Raw genomic sequence first — 13,823 nt, 5'->3', positions numbered from 1 at the left:
GCCGGAAGGTCCGGTCCCGCGCGACGCGGGACCGGACCTTCCGTGGCGAACAGGGTGAATCAGATCTCGAAGACCTCGCTCACCAGCGCCCCCTGCTCCGACTGGTGCCGCTTGTTCGACCCCACCGCGGGCGAGGACGAGTGCGGACGGGAGACCCGGACCAGGCGCTCGGCGGTGGGGACGTCCGCGCCGACCGACAGCTCCAGGTGGTCGATCAGGTTGAGCGCGACGAACGGCCACGCACCCTGGTTGGCCGGTTCCTCCTGCGCCCAGACGAACTTCTCGACGCCCGAGTACTTGGCGATCTCTGCCTGCAGCTCCGCACCCGGCAGCGGGTACAGCCGCTCCAGGCGGATGATCGCCGTGTCGTTCGCACCGCGCTTGTCCCGCTCCGCGGCCAGGTCGTAGTAGACCTTGCCGGAGCAGAAGACCACCTTGCGCACCGACGCCGGGTCGACCGTCTCGTCGCCGATCACCGGGCGGAACGAGCCGGACAGGAACTCGTCCGTCTTCGACGCCGCGGCCTTCAGACGCAGCATCGACTTCGGGGTGAAGACGACCAGCGGCTTGTGGTGCGGGTTGTGGACCTGCCAGCGCAGCAGGTGGAAGTAGTTCGACGGCAGCGTGGGCGCGGCGACCGTCATGTTGTTCTGCGCGCACAGCTGGAGGAAGCGCTCGATCCGGGCCGAGGAGTGGTCCGGCCCCTGGCCCTCGTAGCCGTGCGGCAGCAGCAGGGTGACACCAGAGGTCTGGCCCCACTTCTGCTCGGCCGAGGAGATGAACTCGTCGACGATGGTCTGCGCGCCGTTGACGAAGTCACCGAACTGCGCCTCCCACATGACCAGCGCGTCCGGGCGGGCCAGCGAGTAGCCGTACTCGAAGCCCATCGCCGCGTACTCGCTGAGCAGCGAGTCATAGACGTTGTACCGCGCCTGGTCCTCGGTGAGGTACAGCAGCGGGGTGTAGTCGTCGCCGGTCTCGCGGTCCACCAGCACCGCGTGGCGCTGGCCGAAGGTGCCGCGTCGGGAGTCCTGGCCGGCGAGCCGGACCGGGGTGCCCTCCATCAGCAGCGAGCCGATGGCGAGGGTCTCGCCCATGCCCCAGTCGATCGAGTCCTCCTCGATCATCGCCGCGCGCCGCTGGAGCTGCGGGAACAGCCGCGGGTGGACGGTGATCCGGTCGGGGGTGTTGACCTGGGACTCGGCGATCCGCTTGACGACCTCCTGGGAGACGGCCGTCTGGACCATGACCGGGAACTCCGCCTGCGGCTCGGGGACCTCGGCCGGGGCCGGGGCCGAGACCGCGTCGCGGACCTCGGTGAAGACCTTCTCCAGCTGCCCCTGGAAGTCCTGCAGCGCCTGCTCGGCCTCTTCCAGGGTGATGTCGCCGCGCCCGATCAGCGACTCGGTGTAGAGCTTGCGCACCGAACGCTTCTTGTCGATCAGGTCGTACATCAGCGGCTGGGTGAAACCGGGGTTGTCGGTCTCGTTGTGGCCGCGGCGGCGGTAGCAGATCAGGTCGATGACCACGTCCTTGTTGAACGCCTGGCGGAACTCGAAGGCGAGCCGCGCGACGCGCACGACGGCCTCCGGGTCGTCGCCGTTGACGTGGAAGATCGGCGCCTCGATCATGCGCGCGACGTCCGTGGCGTACATCGAGGAGCGGGACGCGGCCGGGGCGGCGGTGAAGCCGACCTGGTTGTTGATCACGATGTGCACGGTGCCGCCGGTGCGGTAGCCGCGCAGCTGCGACATGTTCAGCGTCTCGGCCACGACGCCCTGGCCCGCGAAGGCCGCGTCGCCGTGGAGGGCGACGGGCAGCACCGTGAAGTCGGTGCCGGCCTTGCCGATGATGTCCTGCTTGGCGCGGACGACGCCCTCCAGGACCGGGTCCACGGCCTCCAGGTGGGAGGGGTTCGCGGTGAGCGAGACCTTGATCTGCTCGCCGTCCAGACCGGTGAAGGTGCCCTCGGCGCCCAGGTGGTACTTGACGTCGCCGGAGCCGTGCATGGACTTCGGGTCGAGGTTGCCCTCGAACTCGCGGAAGATCTGCGCGTACGACTTGCCGACGATGTTGGCCAGCACGTTCAGCCGGCCGCGGTGGGCCATGCCGACGACGACCTCGTCAAGACGCGACTCGGCGGCCGCGTCCAGCACCGCGTCCAGCAGCGGGATGACGGACTCGCCGCCCTCCAGGGAGAACCGCTTCTGGCCGACGTACTTGGTCTGGAGGAAGGTCTCGAACGCCTCGGCCGCGTTGAGCCGGCGCAGGATGCGCAGCTGCTCCTCGCGCTCCGGCTTGTCGTGGCTGCGCTCGACGCGGTCCTGGATCCACTTGCGCTGCTTGGGGTCCTGGATGTGCATGAACTCGATGCCGGTGGTGCGGCAGTACGAGTCGCGCAGCACGCCCAGGATGTCGCGCAGCTTCATCATGGACTTGCCCGCGAAGCCGCCGACCGCGAACTCGCGCTCCAGGTCCCACAGGGTGAGCCCGTGCTCGACGATGTCCAGATCGGGGTGCTTGCGCTGGCGGTACTCCAGCGGATCGGTGTCGGCCATGACATGGCCGCGGACCCGGTAGGAGTGGATCAGGTCGAAGACCCGCGCCGCCTTGGTGACGTCGTCGTCGTGGCTGACGTCGATGTCCTTGAGCCAGCGGACCGGCTCGTACGGGATGCGCAGCGCCTTGAAGATCTCGTCGAAGAAGTCGTTCTCGCCGAGCAGCAGCTGGCTCATGATCCGCAGGAACTCGCCGGAGGCGGCGCCCTGGATCACTCGGTGGTCATAGGTGCTGGTCAGCGTCATGACCTTGGAGATGCCCAGCTTGTTCAGGGTGTCCTGGGAGGTGCCCTGGAACTCGGCCGGGTACTCCATGGCGCCGACGCCGATGATCAGGCCCTGGCCGGGCATCAGCCGCGGCACCGAGTGGACGGTGCCGATGCCGCCGGGGTTGGTGAGGGAGGCCGTGACGCCGGTGAAGTCCTCCATCGTCAGCTTGTTCGCGCGGGCGCGGCGGACGATGTCCTCGTAGGCCTGCCAGAACTCGAAGAAGTTGAGCGTCTCGGCCTTCTTGATCGCCGCGACGACGAGCTGGCGGTCGCCGTTGGGCTTGACCAGGTCGATGGCGAGACCGAGGTTGATGTGCTCGGGCTTGACCAGGGTCGGCTTGCCGTCCTTCTCGGTGAACGAGTGGTTCATCGAGGGCATCGCCTTCAGCGCCTGCACCATGGCGTAGCCGATCAGGTGCGTGAAGGACACCTTGCCGCCGCGGGCGCGCTTGAGGTGGTTGTTGATGACGATGCGGTTGTCGAACAGCAGCTTCACCGGGACGGCGCGGACCGAGGTGGCGGTCGGCAGCTCCAGCGACGCGTTCATGTTCTTCGCCACGGCGGCGGACGGGCCGCGCAGCGTGACCAGCTCGGGCCCCGCGGAGGGCGCGGCGGGCTCCTTCTTGGAGACCGTCGGCTCGGCCGGGGTCGGCTTGACCGGCGCGGGCCTGGCCGGGGCCGCGGGGGCGGCCTTGGCGGCGGGCGCGGGCTGCGCCGCCGCGGGCTTCGCGGCGGCGGGAGCGGCGGGGGCCGCGCCGGCCGGCTTGGCCTCGGCGGGCTTCGCGGCCGGGGCGGCGGGCTTGGCCTCCGCGGGCTTGGCCGCTGCGGGCTTGGCCGGGGCCGCCGGGGCGGCGCTCGCGGCTACTCCCTGTGGTGGCGTGACCACCGCGGAGCCGGTGTCCTGACCCGGCTTGTAGTCGGCGAAGAAGTCCCACCAGGCTCGGTCGACCGAGTTCGGGTCCTGGAGGTACTGCTGGTAGATCTCGTCGACGAGCCACTCGTTGGGGCCGAAGGCAGCGGCAGGGTTACTCCCCTGCCCGTCCTGTTCATCGGTCGAGACGCTCGAGGTGTTGGGGGACTGTGGCGACACGGCGGCAACCGCCCTCTTCCGCTTCCTAAAGGTGGTGGACAGCGGGAATAAAGGCTACGCCTCTTGGACCCTTACGTGCAGGCCGCACTGGTCATCGTCGCGCAAGTCACATTGATTGGCGGGTTTCAGCGCATGACGCGCCGGGAAACACACGGGGTTTCGTGCGTTTCCTCAGGCGCGGGGCAACGCAGACGTGCACCCCTGCCGCTCGTATGTGCGCGACAGGATCGACTTTACTTCAGCTTTGATCTTTGTGGGTGCCTGGTTTGGGTTCCGGGGCGGGCCCGGGGAGGCTGACCCTGATCCGGCAGCCGCGCGGGGACTCCGCCACCCCTATCCGCCCACCGTGCAGATCCACCGCCCAGCGCGCGATCGCCAGCCCCAGCCCGGTGCCGCCGTCGGTGCCCGGCCCCGGCCGCCGCCGGCCGTCCACCGGGGAGAGTCCGCCCCGGTTGAACCGCTCGAAGACCCGGTGCCGCTCCGCCTCCGGGATGCCGGGGCCCTCGTCCAGCACCTCCAGCTCCAGGCTCTCCGGGCCGTCACCGCGCCGGGCGCGCACGGTCACCCGGCCGTGTGCCGGGCTGTGCTTCACCGCGTTGTCGATGAGGTTCGCCATCACCTGGTGCAGCCGCTCGGCGTCGGCGTGGGCGGTCAGCTCGGGCGGCGAGACGTCCAGGTTGAGATGGACGTCCTTACGGGTGTGCGCGCCCGAATGGGATTCCGCGCCCTTGGCCATCCCGGCCTCCTTGAGGATCCCGGCCAGATACGGCCAGACCTCGAACCGCCGCGCGTGCAGCGGCACCACCCCGTTGTCGAGGCGGGAGAGATCGAGCAGCTGGTCCACCAGACGGCCCAGGCGCTGGGTCTGCTTCAGCGCGACCCGCATGGTCTCCGGATCGGCGTCCGAGACCCCGTCCACCACGTTCTCCAGCACCGCCCGCAGCGCCGCGATCGGGGTGCGCAGCTCATGCGAGACGTTGGCCACCAGCTCCTTGCGGTGGGTGTCCACCGCCTCCAGGTCGGCCGCCATCCGGTTGAACGCGGACGCCAGGTCGCCGAACTCGTCCCCGCGCTGCGCCGCCCGCACCCGCCGGGTGTAGTCCCCGTTGGCCATCGCCCGGGTGACCTCGGTCATCTCGTCCAGCGGGGCCGTGAGCCCGTTCGCCACGAACTGGGTGATCAGCAGCGAGGCGATGATCGAGAAGATGGTGATGACACGCAGCTCGGTGTCGGAGTGCATCGCCGCGAAGACGAGCAGCGTGGTGATGATCACCGAGCCGACGACCAGCGCCCCCAGCGCCGCCTTGACCGAGCGGTAAGGGTCGAAGGGGCGCAGCGCCTCCCAGATCCGGGCCCAGGTGGCGCGGGACCACGCCCGCCGGCCCGTGGGGACCCCGGGCAGCCGGCAGGCGCTGGGGACCTTGCGCGGCCAGAGCTTGGGCGCCTTGTCCGCCCAGACCCGGGGAGCCCCGCGCGCCCAGCCCCTGGGATCCGTGCCTGCCCGGAACTTGGTGACCGTGCGTGCCCAGCGGGCCTTCGTCATGCCGCCGGGGTCTCCAGGGCGTAGCCCACGCCGTGCACCGTACGGATCCGCTCCGCGCCGATCTTCCGGCGCAGCGCCTTGATGTGGCTGTCCACGGTGCGGGTGCCCGAGGCGTCCGCCCAGTCCCACACCTCGGCCAGCAGCTGCTCGCGCGAGAGCACCGCGCGCGGGGTGTTGGCCAGACAGACCAGCAGGTCGAACTCGGTCGGGGTGAGGTGCACATCCGAGCCGCGCACCCGCACCCGGCGCTGGGCGTGGTCGATCTCCAGCTCGCCCAGGCGGAGGATTCCGCTGCGCGGGGTGTGCGCGGCCAGCGCCGCCCGCTCCACCCGCCGCAGCAGTACGTGCACCCGCGCGGCCAGTTCGCGCATGGAGAACGGCTTGGTCATGTAGTCGTCGGCGCCGACCCCGAGCCCCACCAGCATGTCGGTCTCGTCGTCGCGCGCGGTCAGCATCAGCACGGGCACCGGCCGCCGGGCCTGCACCCGTCGGCAGACCTCCAGACCGTCGAAGCCCGGCAGCATCACGTCGAGGACGAGCAGATCGGGCTGCCACGCCTCGGCCGTGTCGACCGCCGCCGGACCGTCTCCCGCCGTCTGGACCTGGAACCCCTCGGCGCGCAGCCGGGCCGCGATGGCGTCCACTATGGTCGGATCGTCCTCGACGACGAGGACCCGGCGCTGTGCGCCAGGGGTGGTCGTGGCGGTCCCGTTGTGACCGTTGTGAGTCTGCTCCATACGCCCGCCCCTGCGTCTTCCGGTGAAACCCGCGGCTCGCGCCTGGTCATCGCTCAGCCGCGTTTGGTAGGCAAGCAAGCGTAAAGCCAGCGTACGCGGCTTTGCTACGCGCCCCGAACCGCGAGATGGACGACGTCGGGAACACCCCGGGCAACGGCGACCTCTTCCGTACGCACCTGTGTGAACCCGGCATTCCGGAGAGATTCCTCGAACGCGCGCGACGGCTGCGCCGACCATACGGCCAGTACCCCGCCCGGTGCGAGACGCGCCGCGCAGGCCGCGAGCCCGGTGGGGGAGTAGAGGCCTTCGTTGTCCTCGGTGACGGTCCAGTCGGGGCCGTTGTCGATGTCCAGGCACAGCGCGTCATAGCTCCGCGGGCCCGTGCGCAGCCACTCGACCAGATCGGCGTGGACGACCTCGGTGCGCGGATCGGCCAGTGCCCCGGCGGTCATGGCCGCCAGGGGGCCCGCGCGGTGCCAGTCGATCACCGCGGCCTCCCGCTCGACCACCGCGATCCGTCCCCAGCGGGGTTCCGCCACCGCCTCGACCAGCGAAAACCCGACGCCGAGCCCGCCGATGAGCAGGGCGGGGGAGGGCCGGTCGGCGGGCAGCGCGTCGAGGGCGGCACGGATGAGCAGCCGCTCGGAGCGGCCGTCGGAGGTGTCCATGAGGAAGCAGCCGTTGGCGATGATCTCGAAGACGACGTCGGCCGGGGATCCCCCGCCGCCGCGCCGCCGCAGCACCACCTCGCCGTACGGGCCCTCCCGGCGGTCGACGGTCACCGGCCGGTCGTCGTCGGCGGCGTGGAGGTCGTACGGCGGCTGCGGCTGCATGGGTGTGGGGTCCTCCCGGATGGTTCCTGACCCCGCCATCCTCGCGCCGCCTCCGCTCGCCGGTCCAACCGATTCACGGTCGCCCGGTGGCGTCGCGCGGGTCGTCCATGTCATGGCGCGTCGTCCATGTCACAACCTGGGGCGCCGTGACATGACTCACGGCGTCCTGGTTGTTGTTCCGGCCGTGGCGGATAAGCGGGGAGCAGGGGGGCGGCGGCGCGAGTGAGAAAGGGGCGCGGGCGTTGACGACATCGGTGAGAGGGACGGGTGCCTCGGGCGTTCCGGGTGCGCGGACGCCGGACGGCGGCGACCCGGATGGCCTCCGGGCCGTCGCCGCGGCCAGTCCATGCGCCCGCCCGGCCGATGTGCGGCGGGTGGCGGGCTGCGGCGGGCCCGCGGCCGCCGGGGCGAGTACGCCTCGGGTGCCGAGCGCCGGGCGGGGGCACGGGCGCCGCATGGCGGCGGTGGCGCGTTCGCTGCCGCGTGCGCTCCTGGCCGTGCCGTTCACCCTCGGCTACACGCTCGTCCTGTTCGGCACCGGGCTCTACGCCCGCCTCGGTGACCCCGGCACCGTGCGCGATCTGCTCGCCGGCTCCAGTACCGATGTGTCCCACCTCTCCCAGCGGCCGGTGCTGACGCTGCTGGTCAGCGCGTTGTGGGCGGTGGGCGGGATCACCTCGCCGTATCTGGTCGCCTTCCCCCTGGTGCTCGGTGCGCTGGAGCGGCGGCTCGGCGGGGTGCGCACCGCCGGGGTGTTCCTGCTCGGGCATGTGCTGGCGACGCTGCTCACCGAGGTCCCGGTGGCCGTCTCCGTGGCCGCCGGGCATCTCCCGGACAGCTCGCTGCGCCGCCTCGACTACGGGGTGAGCTACGGGCTGATCGCCTGCGCCGCCGCGCTCGCCGGGCTGCTGTCGCCCCGGCGCCGGTGGGCGCTGCTGGGCGGAGTCGGCCTCGCGCTCGCCGCCGGGATCCTGGTCGACTTCGATCCGCTCACCGGCTGGGGCCATGCCTTCGCCCTGCTGCTCGGCGTCCTCTCCTGGCCGTACGCCCGGCGGAACGCCAGGTGGCGCCCCCGGTCACGGCGGGAGGACGGCGCCTCGCCCGGCTTCGCTCACAGCGAACGAGCGTCCGGGAACACCTGAACCCCCTCCGCGCATTGAGTGGGCATTGACTTATTGAGTCCTTGGGACTCAACTTGCCTGCCGAAGGGGAGATCATGGCTTCGCTGTCCACACCGCTCACCCTGCCCGTACTGCCTCTCGAGGACGAGGTGGTGCTCCCCGGCATGGTGGTGCCGCTGGACCTTTCCGATACCGAGGTACGCGCCGCTGTGGAGGCCGCCCAGGCCGCCGCCCGCTCCAGTGGGAGCGGAGGCGGTAAGCCGAAGGTGCTGCTGGTGCCGCGCATCGACGGCACCTACGCCGGTATCGGCACGCTCGGCACCGTCGAGCAGGTGGGCCGGCTCTCCGATGGCGACCCCGGCGCGCTGATCCGCGGAGTGCGCCGCGTCCGCATCGGGGCCGGAACCACCGGCCCCGGGGCGGCCCTGTGGGTGGAGGGGACCACGGTCGAGGAGATCGTGCCCGACCCCCTGCCCGGTGCCGTCACCGAACTGATCAAGGAGTACAAGGCGCTGGCCACCAGCTGGCTGCGCAAGCGCGGCGCCTGGCAGGTCGTGGACCGGGTGCAGCAGATCGACGATGTCTCGCAGCTCGCCGACAACTCCGGCTACTCGCCCTTCCTGTCCGTGGCCCAGCGCGTCGAGCTGCTGGAGACCACCGACCCGGTGGCCCGGCTGAAGCTCGCCGTCACCTGGCTGAGCGACCACATCGCCGAGCAGGACGTGGCCGAGTCGATCGCCAAGGACGTCCAGGAGGGCGTCGACAAGCAGCAGCGCGAGTTCCTGCTGCGGCGCCAGCTCGAAGCCGTCCGTAAGGAGCTCGCCGAGCTCAATGGCGACCCCGAGGACGAGTCCGACGACTACCGCGCCCGCGTGGAGGCCGCCGATCTGCCCGGGAAGGTCCGCGAGGCGGCCCTCAAGGAGGTCGACAAGCTGGAGCGGTCCAGCGACCAGAGCCCCGAGGGCAGCTGGATCCGCACCTGGCTGGACACCGTCCTGGAGCTGCCCTGGAACGAGCGCACCGAGGACGCGTACGACATCCAGGGCGCCAAGGCCGTGCTCGACGCCGACCACGCGGGCCTGGAGGACGTCAAGGAGCGGATCACCGAGTACCTGGCGGTGCGCAAGCGCCGCGCCGACCGGGGCCTCGGCGTCGTCGGCGGCCGCCGCGGCGGCGCGGTGCTCGCCCTCGTGGGCCCGCCCGGCGTCGGCAAGACCAGCCTGGGCGAGAGCGTCGCCCGCGCGATGGGGCGGAAGTTCGTCCGGGTCGCGCTCGGCGGCGTCCGCGACGAGGCGGAGATCCGCGGCCACCGGCGCACCTACGTGGGCGCGCTGCCCGGCCGGGTCGTCCGGGCCGTCAAGGAGGCGGGTTCCATGAACCCCGTCGTCCTCCTGGACGAGATCGACAAGGTGGGCTCCGACTTCCGCGGCGACCCGGCCGCGGCCCTGCTGGAGGTCCTGGACCCGGCGCAGAACCACACCTTCCGCGACCACTACCTGGAGGTCGAACTCGATCTGAGCGATGTGGTCTTCCTCGCCACCGCCAACGTCCTGGAGGCCATCCCGGAGGCGCTGCTGGACCGGATGGAGCTGGTGCGCCTGGACGGCTACACCGAGGACGAGAAGGTCACCATCGCCCGTGACCACCTGCTGCCGCGCCAGCTGGAGCGGGCCGGTCTGGAGCCGGGCGAGGTCACGGTGACCGACGAGGCGCTGCGCAAGCTGGCGGGCGAGTACACCCGCGAGGCGGGTGTGCGGACCCTGGAGCGGTCCATCGCCCGGCTGCTGCGCAAGGTGGCGGCCCAGCACGAGCTCGACGAGCGCGAACTGCCCTTCACCGTCGGGGTGGAGGAGCTGCGCCCGCTGATCGGCCGGCCGCACCACACCCCCGAGTCCGCCCAGGACCCGGCGGAGCGCCGCACCGCCGTCCCCGGTGTGGCGACCGGGCTCGCGGTCACCGGCGCGGGCGGTGACGTGCTGTTCGTGGAGGCGTCGCTGGCCGACCCGGAGACGGGCGGCGCGGGGCTGAACCTCACCGGTCAGCTCGGCGACGTCATGAAGGAGTCCGCCCAGATCGCGCTCTCCTTCCTGCGTTCGCGCGGCGCGGAACTCGAGCTGCCGGTCGCCGACCTGAAGGAACGCGGCGTCCACCTCCACGTCCCGGCGGGCGCGGTGCCCAAGGACGGCCCGAGCGCGGGCATCACCATGACCACCGCGCTGGCCTCGCTGCTCTCCGGCCGCCAGGTGCGCCCGGACGTGGCGATGACCGGCGAGGTGTCCCTGACCGGGCGGGTGCTGCCCATCGGCGGCGTCAAGCAGAAGCTGCTGGCGGCGCACCGGGCCGGGGTGACCACCGTGATCATCCCCAAGCGCAATGAGCCCGACCTGGACGACGTCCCCGCCGAGGTCCTGGACAAGCTCGACGTCCACCCGGTCTCGGACGTCCGCCGGGTGCTGGAGCTGGCCCTCGAGCCCGCCCGTGCGGCGACCCCCGAGGTTCCGGTAGCGGCGGCCTGACATTGAGACAGACAGGTCTGTCTGGTAGCTTCGAAAAGGAAGCAGACAGACCTGTCTGTTCGCTGTCGTATCGTCCTCGGAGGGACTCCGTGCGCACCCTGCTCGTCCTCGCCCACCCCGATCTCGCCGCATCCCGGGTCAACGCCGCCCTCGCCGAGGCGGCCCGGCCGGTGGAGAACGTCACGCTCCACGACCTCTACGCCGCCTATCCCGATCTGCGGATCGACGTCGAGCGCGAGCAGCGGCTGCTGCTGGAGCACGACCGGATCGTCCTGCAGTTCCCCTTCTACTGGTACTCGGCGCCGCCGCTGCTGAAGAAGTGGCTGGACGAGGTGTTCCTGCGCGGCTTCGCCTACGGCAGCGGCGGCACCTCGCTGCGCGGCAAGTCGCTGCTGATCGCCACCTCGGCGGGCAGCACCGAGGAGCAGTACCGGCCGGGCGGGGCCCACCCCTACCCGGTGGTCGATCTGCTCAACAGCTTCGACGCCACGGCGAACATCACCGGGATGCGTTACGAGGAGCCGTTCATCGTGCACGGCACCCATGGGCTCGACGACGCCCGGCTCGCCGCGTACCAGGACCACTATCGCGAGCTGCTGGCCTCCGGCGTGATACGGAAGCGCGTGCTGACCGCGGCCTGACGACCCGGGGCGCGAGACACGAGAAGGGCCCGGCCGCTCACTTGGCGGCCGGGTCCTTCCGCGTACGCAAGGGGCGCCGTGCCCGCCTTCCTCGTACGCAAGGGGTGCTACGCCCGCACCGGGCACGCCTGCGCGACCAGCGCCCGCGCCGCCTCTCGGGCGGCCTCCGTGAATTCCGGCATGGGCTCCAGCGCCGCCGCGGCCATCACCCCGTCCACGAGCACGGAGATCTGCACCGCGAGCCGCTCGGGGTCGGCGGCCCCGGCCTCCCGGGCCAGCTCGGTCAGCCAGGCCCGTACGGCGCGCTTGTGCTCGACCGTCGCGGTGTGGGTGGCGGTGCCCGGATCGGTCTCGCCCGCGGTCCTGATGAACGCGCAGCCGCGGAAGCCGTTCCGCTCGGTCGCCGAGCCCAGCGCGTCGAAGAGGCCGATGAGCCGGTCCCGGGGGTCGGCGCCGACCGCCTCGGCGGCCTCCCGCAGCGCCCCGCGCCAGCGCTCGTCCGAGCCGCGCAGATAGGCCAGCACCAGATCGTCCTTGGTGCGGAAGTGGGAGTAGAGCGTCGCCTTCGCCACGCCCGACTCGGCGATGATCCGGTCCACTCCGACCCCGCGCACCCCATGGGCGTTGAACAGCGCGGTCGCGGTGGACAGGATCCGCTCATGGGCGGAGGGGCGGGCGCTGCTCATGATCAAACTCCTTGACGCGGACACACGGGACCGTTGGGGGCGACCGGGGCCGTGGAGCGACCGGGGCCGTAGAACGACCTGCGCCCTCCAGCCTACAGACAGACCTGTCCGTATGCCGGAGGGCGGGACGCGTCGCATGCGGTCGGACGCGCCAGGTGTGGGGGGTGGCGCGATGCGGGGCTCAGCCGTTGGCGAGGGCCTGTAGCCGGTCCATGGCGCCGTTGAACTTGTTGTGGTCGCCGACCGTCGGGCCGGAGGAGGTGTACTGCCAGATGGTGTGGAAGCCCCAGCCGGCCGGAAGCTCGCCGACGGACGAGCCGTAGCGCGGAATCCACAGGGGGTTGACGCCACCGAAGGCGGCGGAGTTGCCCGTGCAGGTCTTCCACCAGCTGGTGGAGGTGTAGATCACCGGATCGCGGCCGGTGCGCGACTTGTAGGTGCTGCTGAAGGACTTGATCCAGTTGACCATCGCACTGGCGCTCAGCCCGTAGCAGGTCGCGCCGTAGGGGTTGTACTCCATGTCGAGCGCGCCCGGCAGGGTCTTGCCGTCCTTGGACCAGCCGCCGCCGTGGTCGACGAAGTAGTTGGCCTGTGCGGCACCGGTCGAGTTGTTCGGCAGGGCGAAGTGGTACGCGCCGCGGATCATGCCGACGTTGTACGAGCCGTTGTACTGCTGGGCGAAGTACGGATTGGTGTAGCTGGTGCCCTCGGTCGCCTTGGCATAGGCGAACCGGACGCCGCTGCTCCACAGCGTCGACCAGCTGATATTGCCCTGGTGGCTGCTGACGTCCACGCCCTCGACGGTGGCGAGCAGCCCCGTCGGCGCCTCACCGGTCGTGGATCCGCCCTCGTGCTTGGCTATCTGGGAACCCGCCCAGTCGTCCTCGGGATGGGGAATGGCCTTGTCGCCCTGTCCCTGGGCGGCGAACGCCGAACCGGGCAGTGCGAGGGTCATGGCGAGGACCGCGGCGAGAATGCCGATCAGCGCACTGAGGGCGCGTCGGACCGAACCAGGTCTGTGCACGGGCATGGCGTTGCCTCCGAAACCTCGGTGGGGGGAGCTCCGATTGGAATGACCATGTCAGAGTTGACGCTACGGGCGTAGATAGGCCGACGGAAGGGGGAGAGTGTGATGCCGTTGGTCTAATCCTGCGAAATACTGGTGGAGCTGCGGTAACAGCCGTGCGTGGTAGAAACTTTCACGAAGTGAAAACCCGGAGAGGGCTCTGACGTGCACAACAACGGGGCGTTGCCCCCTGAGCGGGGTGAGGGGGGCACCGTGGACGGCATTGGTGTGGACCATGCATTCCTGGCTCTGGAGCGCGAATTGGCGGTTTTCCTCCGCAGGGCCCGTGCCGCTTCGGGGGAATTGGCCCGGGAGGTCCACCCGGAGCTCGAATCCGCCGCCTATGGACTGCTGATGCGGCTGGAGGACGCCGGTCCGCAGCGCGCCACCGAGCTCGCGGGCTTCGTGGGCGTCGGCAAGGCCACGATGAGCCGTCAGCTCCGGGCTCTCGAGGGGCTCGGACTGGTGACGCGGACGCCCGATCCGGCCGACGGCCGGGCCTTCCTGGTGGAGTTGACCGAGGAGGGCCGCAGCCGCTTCCGCGCCGTGCGGGGCGCGCGGCGGGCGCGGTACGCCCGCCGCCTCGCCGCGTGGGAGCGCAGCGAGATCGCCGAACTCGCCAGGCTGCTGCACCGGTTGAACGCGGAGCAGGAGGCCGACGACCGCGGTCAGACGGCGCGTGCGGCGCAGGAGTAGGGCGCTCATACCCGTCAGGATCGGCGACCGGCGCGCATCCGGCGACGCGGACGTGGCAACCGCGCTA

At 71.1% G+C, this 13,823-nt stretch carries 10 protein-coding genes; 4 read left to right on the top strand and 6 right to left on the bottom strand.

Going from position 1 to position 13,823, the window contains the following annotated elements:
* Positions 1–59: 59 nt before the first annotated feature.
* The 4 genes from ACMTAK_RS18300 to ACMTAK_RS18285 all read right to left on the bottom strand — a co-directional run bounded on the left by ACMTAK_RS18300 (position 60) and on the right by ACMTAK_RS18285 (position 7,030).
* Complete coding sequence (locus tag ACMTAK_RS18300; RefSeq protein WP_413807217.1) at positions 60–3,917, bottom strand: multifunctional oxoglutarate decarboxylase/oxoglutarate dehydrogenase thiamine pyrophosphate-binding subunit/dihydrolipoyllysine-residue succinyltransferase subunit; 3,858 nt, start codon at positions 3,915–3,917, stop codon at positions 60–62.
* 238 nt (positions 3,918–4,155) lie between these two features.
* Positions 4,156–5,460, bottom strand: coding sequence for a HAMP domain-containing sensor histidine kinase (locus ACMTAK_RS18295; RefSeq protein WP_413807216.1), 1,305 nt, complete (start codon positions 5,458–5,460; stop codon positions 4,156–4,158).
* Positions 5,457–6,197, bottom strand: a complete 741-nt coding sequence (locus tag ACMTAK_RS18290; protein WP_014054863.1) for a response regulator transcription factor — start codon at positions 6,195–6,197, stop codon at positions 5,457–5,459. Before ACMTAK_RS18290 ends, ACMTAK_RS18295 begins: the two co-directional genes overlap by 4 nt.
* A 104-nt stretch (positions 6,198–6,301) precedes the next feature.
* Positions 6,302–7,030, bottom strand: coding sequence for a spermidine synthase family protein (locus ACMTAK_RS18285; protein WP_413807215.1), 729 nt, complete (start codon positions 7,028–7,030; stop codon positions 6,302–6,304).
* Positions 7,031–7,272: 242 nt separating this feature from the next.
* Here ACMTAK_RS18285 and ACMTAK_RS18280 point away from each other — a divergent pair, with 242 nt between their 5' ends.
* The 3 genes from ACMTAK_RS18280 (at position 7,273) to ACMTAK_RS18270 (ending at position 11,308) form a co-directional block, all read left to right on the top strand.
* Entirely contained in the window at positions 7,273–8,172 is a 900-nt protein-coding gene (locus tag ACMTAK_RS18280) for a rhomboid-like protein (protein ID WP_413807214.1), read from the top strand.
* Positions 8,173–8,246: 74 nt separating this feature from the next.
* Positions 8,247–10,667: an endopeptidase La gene (gene lon / locus ACMTAK_RS18275; protein WP_413807213.1), complete on the top strand. Its 2,421-nt coding sequence runs from the start codon at positions 8,247–8,249 to the stop codon at positions 10,665–10,667.
* An 89-nt stretch (positions 10,668–10,756) separates the two neighbouring features.
* Complete coding sequence (locus ACMTAK_RS18270; protein WP_413807212.1) at positions 10,757–11,308, top strand: NAD(P)H-dependent oxidoreductase; 552 nt, start codon at positions 10,757–10,759, stop codon at positions 11,306–11,308.
* A 107-nt stretch (positions 11,309–11,415) separates the two neighbouring features.
* Here the strand turns inward: ACMTAK_RS18270 and ACMTAK_RS18265 are convergent, their stop codons facing one another.
* Complete coding sequence (locus ACMTAK_RS18265) at positions 11,416–11,994, bottom strand: TetR/AcrR family transcriptional regulator (protein WP_413807211.1); 579 nt, start codon at positions 11,992–11,994, stop codon at positions 11,416–11,418.
* 181 nt (positions 11,995–12,175) lie between these two features.
* The gene (locus tag ACMTAK_RS18260) at positions 12,176–13,024 is read right to left on the bottom strand and encodes a lysozyme (protein WP_413807210.1); all 849 of its coding nucleotides are present in this window, start codon (positions 13,022–13,024) and stop codon (positions 12,176–12,178) included.
* Positions 13,025–13,225: 201 nt separating this feature from the next.
* On the opposite strand from ACMTAK_RS18260, the gene ACMTAK_RS18255 reads away from it, so the two are divergent.
* A complete protein-coding gene (locus tag ACMTAK_RS18255; RefSeq protein WP_413807209.1) occupies positions 13,226–13,756 on the top strand; it encodes a MarR family winged helix-turn-helix transcriptional regulator in 531 nt (176 codons plus the stop codon).
* Positions 13,757–13,823 lie beyond the last annotated feature (67 nt).

The sequence above is a fragment of the Streptomyces lacaronensis genome, assembly GCF_047337785.1.
GTDB lineage: Bacteria > Actinomycetota > Actinomycetes > Streptomycetales > Streptomycetaceae > Streptomyces > Streptomyces lycopersici.
This window is presented reverse-complemented; position numbering and strand designations above follow the sequence as displayed.